Source organism: Neptuniibacter sp. QD48_55 (genome assembly GCF_047778115.1).
Classification (GTDB): Bacteria; Pseudomonadota; Gammaproteobacteria; order Pseudomonadales; family Balneatricaceae; genus Neptuniibacter.
Genome location: NZ_CP180555.1, coordinates 1,853,941 through 1,868,585, shown reverse-complemented (window position 1 = coordinate 1,868,585; position 14,645 = coordinate 1,853,941). Strand labels below are relative to the sequence as shown.

The 14,645-nt window shown below is 42.5% G+C and carries 11 protein-coding genes; 6 read left to right on the top strand and 5 right to left on the bottom strand.

The window, feature by feature from the left end:
• Window positions 1-30 precede the first annotated feature (30 nt).
• Window positions 31-687 (bottom strand): class I SAM-dependent methyltransferase, encoded by a 657-nt coding sequence (locus tag ACMXYW_RS08560; protein WP_415903713.1) that lies wholly within the window; start codon window positions 685-687, stop codon window positions 31-33.
• 79 nt (window positions 688-766) lie between these two features.
• Here ACMXYW_RS08560 and ACMXYW_RS08555 point away from each other — a divergent pair, with 79 nt between their 5' ends.
• Window positions 767-1,318, top strand: coding sequence for a hypothetical protein (locus ACMXYW_RS08555; protein WP_415903712.1), 552 nt, complete (start codon window positions 767-769; stop codon window positions 1,316-1,318).
• A gap of 68 nt (window positions 1,319-1,386) precedes the next feature.
• On the opposite strand, the gene ACMXYW_RS08550 is transcribed toward ACMXYW_RS08555, so the two are convergent.
• Window positions 1,387-4,614 carry an EAL domain-containing protein gene (locus ACMXYW_RS08550; protein ID WP_415903711.1) on the bottom strand — a complete coding sequence of 1,076 codons (3,228 nt, stop codon included), beginning with the start codon at window positions 4,612-4,614 and terminating at the stop codon, window positions 1,387-1,389.
• 396 nt (window positions 4,615-5,010) lie between these two features.
• On the opposite strand from ACMXYW_RS08550, the gene ACMXYW_RS08545 reads away from it, so the two are divergent.
• On the top strand, window positions 5,011-5,229 hold the full coding sequence (locus ACMXYW_RS08545; RefSeq protein ID WP_415884575.1) for a VF530 family DNA-binding protein: 219 nt from the start codon (window positions 5,011-5,013) through the stop codon (window positions 5,227-5,229).
• Between the two features lie 66 nt (window positions 5,230-5,295).
• Here the strand turns inward: ACMXYW_RS08545 and ACMXYW_RS08540 are convergent, their stop codons facing one another.
• Window positions 5,296-7,881, bottom strand: a complete 2,586-nt coding sequence (locus ACMXYW_RS08540) for a putative bifunctional diguanylate cyclase/phosphodiesterase (RefSeq protein WP_415903710.1) — start codon at window positions 7,879-7,881, stop codon at window positions 5,296-5,298.
• Window positions 7,882-8,305: 424 nt separating this feature from the next.
• On the opposite strand from ACMXYW_RS08540, the gene ACMXYW_RS08535 reads away from it, so the two are divergent.
• Window positions 8,306-8,524: a hypothetical protein gene (locus ACMXYW_RS08535; protein WP_415894555.1), complete on the top strand. Its 219-nt coding sequence runs from the start codon at window positions 8,306-8,308 to the stop codon at window positions 8,522-8,524.
• A gap of 23 nt (window positions 8,525-8,547) precedes the next feature.
• Window positions 8,548-8,934, top strand: a complete 387-nt coding sequence (locus tag ACMXYW_RS08530; protein ID WP_415903709.1) for a VOC family protein — start codon at window positions 8,548-8,550, stop codon at window positions 8,932-8,934.
• Window positions 8,935-8,955: 21 nt separating this feature from the next.
• On the opposite strand, the gene ACMXYW_RS08525 is transcribed toward ACMXYW_RS08530, so the two are convergent.
• A complete protein-coding gene (locus tag ACMXYW_RS08525; RefSeq protein WP_415903708.1) occupies window positions 8,956-9,891 on the bottom strand; it encodes a LysR family transcriptional regulator in 936 nt (311 codons plus the stop codon).
• 145 nt (window positions 9,892-10,036) lie between these two features.
• Here ACMXYW_RS08525 and ACMXYW_RS08520 point away from each other — a divergent pair, with 145 nt between their 5' ends.
• The gene (locus tag ACMXYW_RS08520) at window positions 10,037-13,105 is read left to right on the top strand and encodes an FAD-binding and (Fe-S)-binding domain-containing protein (RefSeq protein WP_415903707.1); all 3,069 of its coding nucleotides are present in this window, start codon (window positions 10,037-10,039) and stop codon (window positions 13,103-13,105) included.
• 47 nt (window positions 13,106-13,152) lie between these two features.
• Here ACMXYW_RS08520 and ACMXYW_RS08515 read toward each other — a convergent pair whose 3' ends face one another.
• Window positions 13,153-13,749 carry a hypothetical protein gene (locus ACMXYW_RS08515; RefSeq protein WP_415903706.1) on the bottom strand — a complete coding sequence of 199 codons (597 nt, stop codon included), beginning with the start codon at window positions 13,747-13,749 and terminating at the stop codon, window positions 13,153-13,155.
• 115 nt (window positions 13,750-13,864) lie between these two features.
• Between ACMXYW_RS08515 and rraA the strand changes: the two genes are divergently transcribed.
• Entirely contained in the window at window positions 13,865-14,356 is a 492-nt protein-coding gene (gene rraA / locus ACMXYW_RS08510; RefSeq protein ID WP_415901038.1) for a ribonuclease E activity regulator RraA, read from the top strand.
• Window positions 14,357-14,645 lie beyond the last annotated feature (289 nt).

The window sequence follows — 14,645 nt, the reverse complement described above, 5'->3', positions numbered from 1 at the left end:
CTGCGCGCAACTGTTTTAAGCGTTAAATGCTCAGTTGGTTCGCGAAAAAGTTAGAATATGACCTTTAAAATCAGTGTCTAAATAATCGGTATTTTCCGGTTTAAAGAACAATGAAGTGTAGCCAATTTCAAGTAGCTTTTTAGCCAGCTTGTTCTTTCTTCCACGGCCAGGGTCTACTATTATTACTTCACATTTAAGGTTGGAGTGTTCTTGAATAAATCCGGCAAGCAACTCTATATGTTCATCCTCATACAGCACGTCGCTGCCAATTATTAAATCAAATCGCCCCAGGGTGTCATTGTTATCTGCCCAGCCTGTTCTTTCAAAAGGGATGAGGTCATCCCCATTTAGTTCAGTGTTCCTATTTAAAAAACTTTCTGTTTCCGGATGGTAATCGGTTGCGGTGATATCTACGTTTTTTTTATTCAGCAATAAACTGCTTAGGGCGGTTCCGCATCCAATCTCGAGAACACGCTTGGTTCCAACGTCATAGTTAATCATGTGGTGCGCTAGAACTAAGCCTGATGGCCAAACTATTCCAAAAATAGGCCACGCTGCCGAAGATATTCCCAGGTCTTTCGCAATGCCTCTGGGGTCGTAAAATTCCTGTTTATTGCGTAGTGTGCAGAGGTGAATGTCAGTTTTTCCAAACTCTATGGTTTGGTAGCATATGCGTAGATTTGTCATTTGGCTGCCTCAAAAGTTGAGCGCTCGGCCAGCTATCAATGATAAATGACAAAACGAAGAATTTACTAGAGTATAGTGATTGACTAAGAAAGCAATGCATTTAACAAGGCAATTCACACATTACGGCCCAAGGGCCTCCATTCCGACAACCAAAGCTGCGCTTTGTCTGCCGGGTGATTGCGGCGTTATGTTCTCTCAAACCGAAGGTGCTAACGTGGAAAATGAATTAGTTCAAAATAGTGACGCATTATCGGCAATTATGGTTGCAGCAATAGGCGCAGGTGCAGGCTTGTGTTCAGGTGTTATTGCATCCCTCATAGCTCCTTGGGTGCAGTACGCAATTGAAACACGTAAAAAATCTTTTGAGTACAAGCGCCAGAAAATACTTGAGATAAGGGAGTTGCTCGATAACAACAGAGATATGAATGAAATAGAAAAATCGTCACTTTGGGGATTTATCTCTGCAAACCTCAATGAACAAGAGAAAAAAATGGTTTTTCCCCGTGGGATTGTTGTTCGTATACCAACTGATGGATCAAGAGATACGCTGTCTCAAGATGATTACAAAAAACAGGGAATAAGTGACATGCTTTACCGCTTAGAGAAAGAGTGGAAACTAATTAAAACATAACAAGAAAAGGCATCCGACGCGTACTGCGCGGCTGCTTTAAGCGGTATCACCGTAAATCGCCAACAAACTCACTTCAGATTCAGTTCTACATCTTCAGTGAGCAACTTGTCTAAAGGGGCAGGTTTAAAGAAGTAATAGCCTTGTACAAGGTCACAGCCCATCTCTGTTAAAAGCTGGTATTGCTCGCGTGTTTCTACACCTTCAGTGACGACTTCTAGATTAAAGTTTTTGGCTAGATCAATAATCCCTGCAACCAAACGTTTTTCTTCAGGTTGCGTGAGTACATCTTTAATAAAGCTTTTGTCTATTTTGAGGCAATCAACGGGCATTCGTTTTAGGTAGGAAAGGGAAGAGTACCCTGTTCCAAAGTCATCAAGTGAAATGCTGATGCCGAGATCGTGAATTTTTGTCAGCGTTTGCATGACAGATTGATCATGGCTGTCCATGAACAGGCTTTCGGTAATTTCAAACTCTATTTCGTCACTGCTAACCGCGCATTCATTTAGCGTATCTCTAATATCCTGAACCCATGTGTTGTTTTGAAATAAACGGGCTGAACAGTTGATAGAAACACTTTTAAGAGATTTGAAATGCTCTTTGAGCTTCGGTAGATCAATGCAGGCTTGTTTTAATACGAATTCGCTAATAGAGATAATTTGACCGCTTTGTTCGGCAAAGGGTATGAATTGATCAGGCGAAACTAGGCCGCGCTGAGGATGTTGCCATCGTATCAATGCTTCAACTTTAGCGACTTCTCCATTTCGGATGTTGATGATTGGCTGATAGTAAAGCTCAAATTCTTGTTTGCTGATCGCTTGGCGCAGGTCGTGTTCTAGTTCACGCTGTAACTCCATTCGAACGTTCATATCTTCGGTAAAGAACTGAACGTTGTTTCGTCCCAAGTCTTTAGCGCGATACATGGCGGTATCGGCGTGATTGATCAGGGTATCGGTTGTTGAGCCATCTTCAGGGTAGATGGCAACACCCATACTGCAGGATATGGTTAGTGCGGTGGTATCGAGCTGAACGTCTTTTGCCAGTAACTTCTGCATGTGGCGTGTTACGGCTTCGACTGACTGGCTATCATCGATTTGCGGAAGTAGGACAATAAATTCATCACCGCCAAAGCGAGCAAGAATATCTTCACTGCGTAGTGTGCTTTTTAGCCTTCTTGTTGCTTCTATGAGTAATTTATCGCCTTCACTGTGACCAAGCTGGTCATTGACGAGTTTGAAATTGTCAAAGTCGATAAAGATAACCGCTAGTTTACGTTCATGGCGGGCTGCAGAGTGGATCGCTTGTGACATAAGATCCATAAACATGGCGCGGTTATATAAACCTGTAAGGGCGTCAGTTCGAGCTTGATGATGGATGATCTGTTCGTGTACGTTCCTTATAAGCTCGCTAGCTGCGCGAGAGGTAACTGAGTCGATTATTAGCTGCGTCTTACCTGTTTGTTCAAAAACATTTCGTTTTAAGACCGCTAGGTGGCCAATTACCTGACCCTTACCATCGTACATTGGGGTGCCGATGTACGATTTGAGATCGAGCTTAAATAGATCTTCATCGTCTGGGTATAGTTCTTGAACATTACCATTAAATACCATCGATCCTTCTTCAATTACAGTTTCACAGGGCGTGCCTGCTAGAGGGTAGCTTAGGTTTTCAACTTTTTGCTTGTCGATATATGCAGCAAGGGCATCGATGTTTTCTTTATCTTCGGACAGTTTGGATATGATCACCATGTCTGCATCGAGTGCATTTGAGAGAAATTCTCCCAGCGTTTCAAAATACGAGAATCCTTGTAGACCGGAGACGTCTTTGGCAATAGTTTGCAGTAAACGAGTAATCTCTTCTCTAGAGCGCGCCTCTGATTTGAGTACTTCATGCGCTTGGCTGAGCTCTCGAGTCTTCGTATTTACTTCGTCTGTGAGCAGTATTTGGTGCTGTTCTATATGTTCGGCCATTGTAATCATGGTGGTGGCCAGTTCACCCATTTCATCTTTACGCTCTGCTATAGAGCTACGCTTAACGTCCTTGATCGCTTCAAAATCATTGTCGCCCATGGCATTTGAGAAGCGCCTAAAAACTCCAAGTGGATAGAGTACTTGGCCTTTTAGGATGAAGAATAAAATTACCAGTTCAACTATCAAAGATAGGATGCCGACGACTGAAACTATGTAGGCGGTTTGTAGTGCCGTAGAGGAAAGTAGTGATTTAGGGTAAACGGTTACAAAATACCAACCTGGCCCATCTATTTTAGTTATGGCGAGCAGGGCATTGGCCGAATCAGGTTCCAGAATGAAGGTCGACTCATTATGAGTTTTTGCGTAGGAGAGTACTTCGTTTACATGATTCGTGATGGTGTAATTGTTGCTGTCTTCAGCATGCAAAATACCCTTAGTGCGATTAAGCTCATCAGTTAAATCTGGGTGGGCGATGATGCGACCATCTTGTCTTACGACAAAGTTGTGAGTACCCGGCAGTTTGTCATTGAATACACTGTCGAATAAATCGTTTAGTAAAATATCGTGACCGACATTGATTAGGTGTTGCTGGTTGTAATCGACAGGGGTAACGAGAGATACCATCCATTCATCAGCGGTAGGATCGAAATACAATCCTGTCCAAGCATGGTCTCGCTGGGGGTTATTCTCCGGGGTAGAGATATATACCCACTCCTCAATGGTTACATCTAGGTTCGATTCTGCTTGTTCACCCCAAGGGATATTTGGCCAGTATACGATATTAACGTTTTCCGGCATCGAGACATAAAGATTGGCATAGTGCTGTGTAAAGGCATCGGCGTAGCGATCGATTAATTGGTAACTTAACTGCAGTTTATTGGCGAACTCGTTGGTATTCGGCGCATTGGTACCTATAAATGCGCTGATATGCTGGCTAATAGTGCCATCAGGGCGGTGAATGCCGGTAAAAGCTTCTTTGCTTAGTCTTCGGGTTTGATCAGAACGTTTTTCAAATAAAAGATCAAAATCTTGGGGCTCGGCTTGTTTAGAGCGCTCCGGCCATTGCTTTAAAAATTGTTCTTCAAATAATCGGTGGTTGAACTGAGCATTGAGGAAAATCTGACTTTCTTTTTCACCTCGCTCGGTAATGTAAACACGGAGACTGTCTTCAACTTGATCATGCAAAATGCCGAAAATATGCGCGTAACTAATTATAGCGGCGAGGGTGATGACAACAGAGAGTCGAATGCTCATCTGTAGCAAAGTTTTTTGCGCGAGAGGAGAGTGGGATAAATCAGAAAAAACTTGGCGGATCTTTTTGCTAATCAAACGTAAACTCCGTACTGCTATCGAATGACTTTTATGCAGTCTTGTAGGTATTGAATTTGTGTTTGTGGCGTTGAGTGCGCTGTAATTTTTTGTATTCAATACAGAATAGAGGAAGAGCTAATATATAGGCATTACCGCTTGGTCTATTAATACTTATTCTTATGGTCAGTATTTTGATGTTTTGATTATCAATTTGAGATATTAGAACACTATTCTCAACCATAAGTTGGTTAGGTTTGTTGATCAAGTTTTCTTATTTGTCTTATAGCCGATGCTTCTAGCCCAACATCAATAGATCGAGCGCTAATCTAAGGACCCCTTTCTTTTTAATAATCATCATGCTGTGGAGTTATTCTGATAAGATTACTGCGAATTTTTATGTACAAGGAATTAGCAGTGAGCCAAGAACAACCGAATAATCCTCTGCATGGTCTGACGTTAGAGAAAATACTGACTCGTTTGGTGGATCATTATGGTTGGGAAGGTTTAGATGCAAAGATTAAACTCAACTGTTTCTACAATAATCCTTCAATCAAGTCATCTCTCAAATTCTTACGTCGTACTCAATGGGCAAGAGATAAAGTTGAGGCGCTGTATATCAAGACTTTTAGTTGACGAAAACCTGGAATATCACAAAGTATTCAGCCTACCAAAAGCTTTTGGTAGGCTGTTACGTAATGTCTAGCTGTCGAAGGCAATAGTCGCTTTTAAAATGCCTTCAAGATCAGGACTTGGCTTGCCTAAATGATATCCCTGCGCATAGGTAATGCCGGCTTTCTCTACTAGTTCTAATACCTCTTCACTCTCTACAAACTCTGCAACTGTTTCTACATTAAGTTCTTGAGATAGGTGAGAAATGCTATTTACAAAGGCCATATCACGGGCGTCATTCGCCATATTGGCGATAAATTCGCCTTCGATTTTTACATAATCGATTGGCAGATGTTTCAGATAGTGGAAGGATGAGAAACCTGAGCCAAAATCATCAATCGCCAGCTTAAACCCTTTATCCTTCAGGCTCATTACAAAGCTCTCTAGCACTGAGATGTTTTTGACAGTATCTCGTTCGGTAATTTCGAAAACAACGCTCTCTGGGTTAATAGCGTGACTTTCTGCTAGTTGCTTAATGGTCGGTATAAAGTCACTAATAATGATTGAGCGTGGAGAGAGGTTGATGAAGATCTTACCTTCGTAACCTGTTGCTTGAACTTGCTCAAAAGCCTTATCCATGACGATATAGTCCAGCTGGTGGACCTTGCCAATCGATTCTGCAATTTCGATAAATTCACTCGCACTCATCAGCCTATCACCAGATAGCTTGATTCGGCTGAGTACTTCGACTGCATGTATATTGCCAGTCTTAGAGCAGACGATAGGCTGGAATGCAGGGATCAGTTCTTTGCGCTCGATCGCTTGCGTTACCAGTACTGTTTTATCGGACATCTCTTTAAAGATATCGACCAGCTCATTTTCGTTAGGTAGGGCAATCTGATCTTTACCGGAGTTCTTCGCGCGGTACATCAGGTTATCTACAAACATAAACAGGTCTTTTTTGTTTTTAGCGTGGTCTGGGTAAATCCCCATACCCAAAGAGCCTGTGAGTTTTAAGAAGGTGTTTGAGTCGTAATATAATGCGTGATTACGACTGGTAAGCAGGACCGTTTCTGCCACTTGGGCCGCGTGTGCTACATCGCTTTCTGGTAAGACGATTACAAATTCGTCACCACCGTAGCGTGCAATGATGGCGTCTTTGCCTAAAGCATTTTGAAGTGCAGTCGAGAAGTCTGCCAACAACTTGTCACCCCAACTGTGGCCGTAACCATCATTAATGCTCTTAAAGTTGTCTAGATCCAGTAAAAGCAGGGCGACTTTATAGTCGTGGCGGTCTGCACGATCTAATTCGTAGTCCAGTAGTTCCCAGAACATTCGCTGATTATAGAGGTTGGTCAGCGGGTCTCGTGTTGCATAGTACTCTAGATCTTTGGTGTATTTGTAGATCGCTCTAACCGAGCCAACCACGTTCAGTAGGGTAGAAAGAATACTCTCGAGAACAAGTAGCTTAGTGGTGTCCTGGATGGTATCGGAATGAACCCCGATACCGACAATACCGCCAATCTTCGGTGTCTCTACCAGTAGCGATTTGCACTGGAGTTCAATCGCATCATCATCTAAATCCATTGGCTCTGCATGTTCATTCACCATATTATGGCGAATATTGATGTCGCTCAGTTCGAACGGCGAGCCATCTTGTGCAAGGCGCTTCATTATCGCCTGTTCCATCGATTTTCGGGTGCGATCACTTGGAGGTTGTAGCCAGAAGACTTCTAAATCGAAAACTTCATTATCGACCTTAAAGATAGAGAACATGGTGTAGACGTTCATAACCTTATTGATATCGACTATGAGGAAATTTACATATTCACGCCAGTCTCGAACCACTTCGGAAGTAATAACAAATTTTTCCAATAGTCTAATTTCAAACTCGAGTAGTTCTTTGTCGACCGCAATATCGTTAAGTTTTGAGGACAGGTTTTTTACTTGCGAGAATATGTCCTGTAACTCACGGAATGCTAATCGGTCACGACCTTCTTCTAGGCGAGATAGGTCTGAAATTGATTCAATACTATCGATACTTTCAGCTAGCTGCTCTATTGAATTGTCAATTCGAGACGTGATTTGTCTGGTAGCTAAAAATGCAAGAAGTAGGGGTAATGGGGAAACAAGAATAAGGGTTAAGATCAGTTCACGATTGGCATGAAGTAGAGACTTATCCAGCTCTTGTGTTACTTCAATCATACCTAATGTATCGCCATCGTTTACATTGGTATGGCAATGAGTACAAACCTCTTTAGCATTCAGAGCATAGTAGTAGCTTATACTATCGTCAGAGGTGACGAGTTGTGATTGACCAGAAGATAGTACTTGCCGGTGAGTATCGGATAAAGCCGGTGACTCCATCTCACCAAACCTTTCTGTTACAAGTTCGCCACGGAAGATAGAGACGCTTAGGTCACTGTCTCTGTTGTCCTTCTCCATCTGTTTCATGAACTGCTCTAGTTGGTGTCTATTCCAACCTTGGCTCATGACCAGATACATAGAGTTAAACGTTTGTTTTGCTACACGCTCAGCCATGACACTGGCATTTTTCTCTATGCTCTTAGTGAACGCATAATGGGTAACAGAAACGAGTATAAGGAATCCAAGAACTGAGAAGATAAACGTTCTTTGGAGTAGGAAACTACGAATAGATGTAGCAGACTTCTTCACCGGCAACCACGCATTTATTTATTATTATTGTTCAATTTAGTCGAAGGCTAATATAGATGTTATTTCTTTTAGACCGATTGACCGGGGTCAAGAAACGGTGTGTCAGAAACAAGAATTCATACAGCAAAAATCTACCAAATTGAGCTAACTCTATGTTTAACAAAGAAATACTTCATATTTATTAAACATGAGTGAAATTTAAGGCAGCAATTCTATTCATTGAGTGGGTGCTGTTTCAATATATTTCTGCAAATTATAAGAAAAGGCGCCGTTATAACGCTTGTGTAACTATAGCGTTTATCTTTACTGTTTATGCTTTGAACAAGAGTGGATCGATTTGATACAACTAAACATGCCAGCATTGAGTCTACCTTTATCAAGGCTTATCATCCGCGCAAAGAAGTTGTATGAAAGGTAGTGTTTGATGGTTTTGTTCTTTCCGATTGAGCAAGAGCTGGATTGTATTAGTCAGAGTGGTCGTATCCTCGGCAAGATTCAGTTTGATGTGTTTAAGGATAAATATTTCTTCACTCCGAATGAAGAATCCTTGGTTCTAACAGATGAAGAGGAGTCATGTATTGTTGCTCGTTTGGCTGGGCTTGAAGCGGGAATCTTCTCATTCGCTATGCAAGACGAAGATTAATAAGACTTAAAGAAGCCAAAGTTATGAAGATTGAGTGTCTTGATCACCTTGTCCTAACCGTAAAAGATATAGATATTACCGTAGAGTTTTATACTGCGGTGTTGGGTATGGAGAAGGTTGTATTTAAGGGAGATCGTATAGCGCTCGCTTTTGGTAGCCAAAAAATTAATTTGCACGAACTCGGCAATGAGTTTGAGCCTAAAGCGGATCAAGTTCAGTCCGGTAGTGCAGATCTATGTTTTATTGTTGAGCAGCCAATCAAAGAGGTGATTCAACATCTGTTAGATCACAATGTTAGAAGGATCGAAGGGCCAGTGAATCGCACAGGTGCAGTAGGTAATATTATCTCGGTTTATGTGCGTGACCCTGACGGTAATCTTATCGAGCTCTCAAATTATGAAGATTCATAAGTTGCTCCATATTTTCTACTCTTAATTAATCTCGACAAATTTCGGTAAGCTCGCAGTTTCAAATTGACTGGTGATCAGCTTAAGCAGGCTTTCAGCTGCAGGACTTAAAGCTCGACCTTTTCTTGTGATAATGCAAATCTCGCGTTTTAGGGTTGGATTAGCCAGCGGAACAAAGACTAATTGATCAAAGGCACTTGTGCTTGCTGCAAGGGCGGGTAGAAGAGATATTCCAATGTCTGCCTTAATCATCTCTGCTAAACCTGCTGGGGTTGATACTTCAATCAAGGCTCCTTGTAGTTTTAGGTCCAGGTTATTCTCTTTTTGTAGTTTTAAAAGTTGTGTCCGTGTACCGGTATCTTCGGTTAAGTGAACTTGGTCAAGCTCACTGACTTGGGTCCAATCCAATTCTTTAAAAATTGCAAGAGGATGGCCGAGCGGTAAAACTACGCCGTAGTGGTCACTGAGCACTGGTTGGTATTTAAGTTCTGACTGGTTAGAGTGGTTGCCACCAATTCCGAAGTCCACTTCATTATCGAGCACTCGCTGTTCTATGCCGCCTGCGTTGTCATCTTGAAGATAGATGCCTATCTTTTCATATTGCTGGTGGTAAGTTTTGATTATCGAAGGCAGTACACGACCAATCATTGACGGAGACGCAGCTACACCCACTTGGCCTTGTTGTTGTGTCGCGGTTGCTTGTAGGTCATTAAACGCAGTATCAAAATCTGAGATCAATTTTTCTGCAACAGGGAGAAAGCTTTCGCCTTCGCCAGTCAGCAAAACGCGGCGGGTTGTGCGGTCTAGAAGCTTTAAACCGGCTTGATCTTCCAGCTGCTTTATTGTTGCTGTGAGAGTGGATTGGGTTAGGTGTAAGTTATCTGCTGCACGGGTAAAGCTACCGCAAGCAACGATTTCAACAAAGGCGCGTAGATGTCGAATGGAGATATTATTCGTCATTATCAATTAATCTATCGAATTTTATCGTTTGATTGATAAATGATAATTCTGCATTATTGCGCCCAATATCACAAATTGAGCATTTGACTGCATGAGAGCAATTGAGCACTGCTCTTGAAGTACGGTCATTTATAGAGGCAGTATTATGATCCCTCGTCTTTCCCAAGTGGAAACTACCGAAGCTATTTACCTTCAGTTTATCGAAGCGTTACAGAAAGCAGGTTTTGCCGGCGATCTGAATCAGGATTACGCAAACCGTATCGTTCTCTCGACAGACAACAGTATCTATCAGATGCTGCCTCAGGGTGTGTTGTACCCGAAATCTACAGATGATTTGGTGCTGATTGCTAAGTTAGCAGATGAGTCCCGCTTTGCCGAAGTAAAGCTGAGTGCTCGTGGTGGCGGTACAGGTACAAATGGTCAGTCGCTAACCGATGGCTTGATTGTTGATGTCTCTAAGCACATGAATCAGGTGTTGGAGATCAATGCTGAAGAGCGCTGGGTTCGTGTTCAAGGCGGTGTTGTTAAAGATCAACTTAACCGGGCACTAAAACCTTATGGTTTCTTCTTTGCGCCTGAGCTTTCTACCAGTAACCGTGCAACAGTTGGCGGTATGATCAATACCGATGCCAGTGGTCAGGGTTCAGTGATGTACGGTAAAACTCGTGACCATGTTCTAGAGCTAAATTCGGTGTTCTTGGGTGGTGAACTTTGGAACTCTAAACCTATTTCTGATGAAGAGCTGTCTGAGATAAAGCAGCGCGATGATCGTGTTGGTGAAGTGCATCGATTGGTCGATGAAGTATTCACCGAGAAGAAAGATCTGATCGATACCAAGTTTCCTAAATTAAACCGCTGCCTCACGGGTTATGACCTTGCGCACATTCGTGATGAAGAAGGGCGTTTTAATCTAAATTCAGTGTTGTGTGGCGGTGAAGGTTCTTTGGCTTTTATTGCTGAAGCTAAGTTGAATGTTCTGCCAATTCCTAAGTTCGCTGCATTGGTAAACGTTAAGTACGATAGTTTTGAATCATCTTTACGTGACGCTACAGACTTAATGGAGTGGAACCCAACATCTATAGAAACGATTGATTCTAAAGTACTTAATCTTGCAATGGGCGATATTATCTGGGACACGGTAAGTGCCTATTTCTCGCAAGAAGAAGGTGAGCCAGAGATCAGTGGTATCAACCTAGTTGAATACACATCCGATGATGAGGAATCTCTAAAAGCCGATGTTGCGCGATTAGAAGAGCATCTCAAATCTGTTGCGGGTCAAGCTGGTAAGAGTTTTGGCTTCTCTGTTGTTTATGGTGCCGGTGAGATCAACAAAGTTTGGGCGATGCGTAAAAAAGCGGTTGGCCTTCTAGGTAACGCTAAGGGACAAGAGCGTCCGATCCCATTCGTGGAAGATACTGCTGTACCACCTGAGAATCTTGCTGACTTCATCATGGAGTTCCGTAAGGTTCTGGATGATCGAGACCTAGCGTACGGTATGTTTGGTCACGTTGATGCGGGTGTGTTGCACGTACGACCTGCTATCGATATGAAAGATCAGCTACAGGAATCTTTAATTCGTGATATCACTGATGAAGTGGTAGCGCTGACTGTTAAATATAAAGGTCTATTATGGGGCGAACATGGTAAAGGTGTTCGTTCTGAGTATGCGCCTGAGTTCTTTGGTGAATTGTATCCTGAGCTACAACGTATCAAAGGTGGATTTGACCCGCGTAACCAAATGAACCCGGGTAAGATCGCTACGCCAGCAATTGATGGTGCCGAGCTACTGAAAATTGATGAAGTACCTACGCGTGGTCAATTTGATCGCCAGATTAGTTCAGAAACACGTGAAGAGTATAAAGAAGCCATGTTCTGTAACGGTAACGGCGCATGCTTTAACTACGATCCAAATGACGCAATGTGTCCTTCATGGAAAGGCACCCGTCAACGTATCAACTCGCCAAAAGGTCGTTCTTCACTGATTCGTGAATGGTTACGCCTGATGGAGCAAAATGGTACTGATATTGTTGAAGAAGCTAAGCGTGTTAAAGCGAGCTCCTTTATTGCTTCTCTACCAAAGCGCATCAAAAACACTCTAGCCAAGAAAAAAGAGGAAGAGTACGACTTCTCTCATGAAGTGCATGAATCCATGATGGCATGTTTAGCATGTAAATCTTGTGTTGGTCAGTGTCCTATTAAGGTTAACGTTCCAGATTTTCGTGCGCGTTTCTTGGAGGTCTACTACGGTCGTTACCTGCGTCCTGCAAAGGATTACATGGTGGGCTCTCTAGAATACATGATTCCTTGGTTGTCTAAGTTCCCTGCGCCATACAATTGGGCGATGCAGAACAAGGCGCTAAAAGCGATCTTCCGCAAGCATGCAGGTATGGTTGATAGTCCTACCATCTGTACCAATAGTTTGATCTCTGGCATGAAAGCACGCGGGGTAGAGTTCGCTTCACCGCAGTTAATAAAGAGTTTGAGTGAAGAGCAGCGCAGTAATGCTGTAATCATCGTACAGGATGCTTTTACAAGTTACTTTGAAACGCAGCTGGTGTTGGATCTTGTTGATTTGCTTTCTGGGCTTGGGTTCCATGTTCTATTAGCGCCATTTAAGCCAAATGGTAAACCGTTGCATGTGCATGGCTTTATGAAAGCATTTGAAAAAGCAGCTGAATCTAACAGTGCGATGCTAAAAGAGCTAGATAACACTGGCGTACCAATGATCGGTATAGATCCATCAATGACGCTGACTTACCGTCAGGAATACGGTTATGTAATACCGGAGAAAGATCTGCCAAAAGTTCAGTTAATTCAAGAGTGGTTGAGCAATCAAAAAGATAAGCTGGGAGCTTTCGATCTGGCTAACCGCTCTACAACTGAATTTAAGTTGATGGCTCATTGTACTGAGAAGACCAATGCTGCACCTACTATTCGTATGTGGCAGCAGATCTACGAAGCGATGGGGTTAAAACTGGATATTCAGGCAGTGGGCTGTTGCGGTATGTCGGGTACATACGGCCATGAAACTCAGAACGTTGAGACATCCCGTGAGATCTACCAGTTGAGCTGGTCTGAAGTGGTAAATAACCCAGAAAATAAAGATCGCTTACTTGTGACAGGTTACTCGTGCCGTAGTCAGGTTAAGCGTATTGATGATCTACAATTGCCGCATCCGATTCAGAAATTGCTTAGCCTATTGAAGGATAAGTAATTATCAACTCTAACTTAAAAACGCAGCTTAAAGCTGCGTTTTTTTGTTTAACGAGCTTTTGTAATGTAGAGATCTTGAAATCCTCGTTCTCTAAGTTGTACTGCTTTTTCTAGAGCTTCAGATTGCGTTTCATATCTTCCATACGAAAGGCCTAGGTACCCATTGGTCATTCTATATAAATTTAAGCTTTCGTTATTTTCAAGACTAGAGATAGCAGTCTGTCGGCTGGATTCTAATTTATAAGCACCCAGTTGTATGGTGTATATGCCATTTGTACTTATTCTACTGTTCTTCCCATCATCAAGTGTAAGGTTGGCATAGCGCGTATCCTTTGGAGCAGGTAAACGGATATGCTCAATTACTTTTACTGAATTTTGGGCGGAATTTTTATTGTGCCTGGTAGTATCTTGTGACTGTATCGCTGCTGAGGGCTTATATTCTACTCGCGTAACTAGCGCTTCTTGCTTGTTGTTTTTCGTGATTGGGGCTGATTGACTAAGCGTAGGAGGGGTAGGCAGAGAGCAGTTATTAGAATCTTCAATACAGAATGTATGTTGTTTTTGGCTGCACCCAACTAAAAATACATATGTACTGATAGCGATCGTAGCTTTTAGAGAGTTTGTTTTATTAAGAATTAAGCTCATTTCAATCCTAGCCCAAAAGAGTAGTGCAATTGCACAATGAATCGGCGAATATACCTGCTTTAGATTTTGAGAGCACCTGTTCTTAGGTGCAGTTATCCAGTTTAAGGAGCATATTGTGGAAGATCTTTTGCCAGAACTGTGTGATCAGTTCCCAGACCAGGTACAGGTTGTTGAGCCAATGTTCGGTAACTTTGGTGGTAAAGAGCGTTTCGGTGGCGAAATCGTTACTCTAAAAGCTTTTGAAGATAACTCTTTGGTTCGTGAGCAGGTTGCTCTACCTGGTGAAGGTAAAGTGCTTGTTGTCGACGGTGGTGCTTCTATGCGTCGCGCAATGCTTGGCGATATGCTTGCTGAAAAAGCAACAAAAAATGGCTGGGAAGGCATTATCATCTACGGCTGCATCCGTGATGTTAACGCAATCAGCGATCTAGATATTGGTGTGCAGGCGCTAGGTTGCCACCCAATGAAGACTGAAAAGAAAGGCCTTGGCGAGCTAAACGTAGACGTTACTTTCGGTGGCGTGACATTCAAGCCGGGTCAGTACGTATATGCAGACAACAACGGTGTGCTTGTTTCTGCTGAAAAACTTGAGCTTACTGAAGACTAATTCAGTTAGTGTGTTTTCAAAGCCCGCTTATAGCGGGCTTTTTTGTTTTAAATAGTGCTCATTTGGTAAGAAATGTAAGTCTTGGCAAGTAAAACAAATGTGCTCATTCCTACAATTCCCCATAAGAAAATCATTCGCCCTTCGATAGTGGCTTGGGCTTTTTTGGATACATGCCATACAGTCCAGAACTTAAATAAGATCATGCCTAGCACCAGGGAGTAGACAACTAACTCTGTATTGCTCCAAATAACCATAAGTCCTCACATAAAATGTATTTGTAATGAATTAA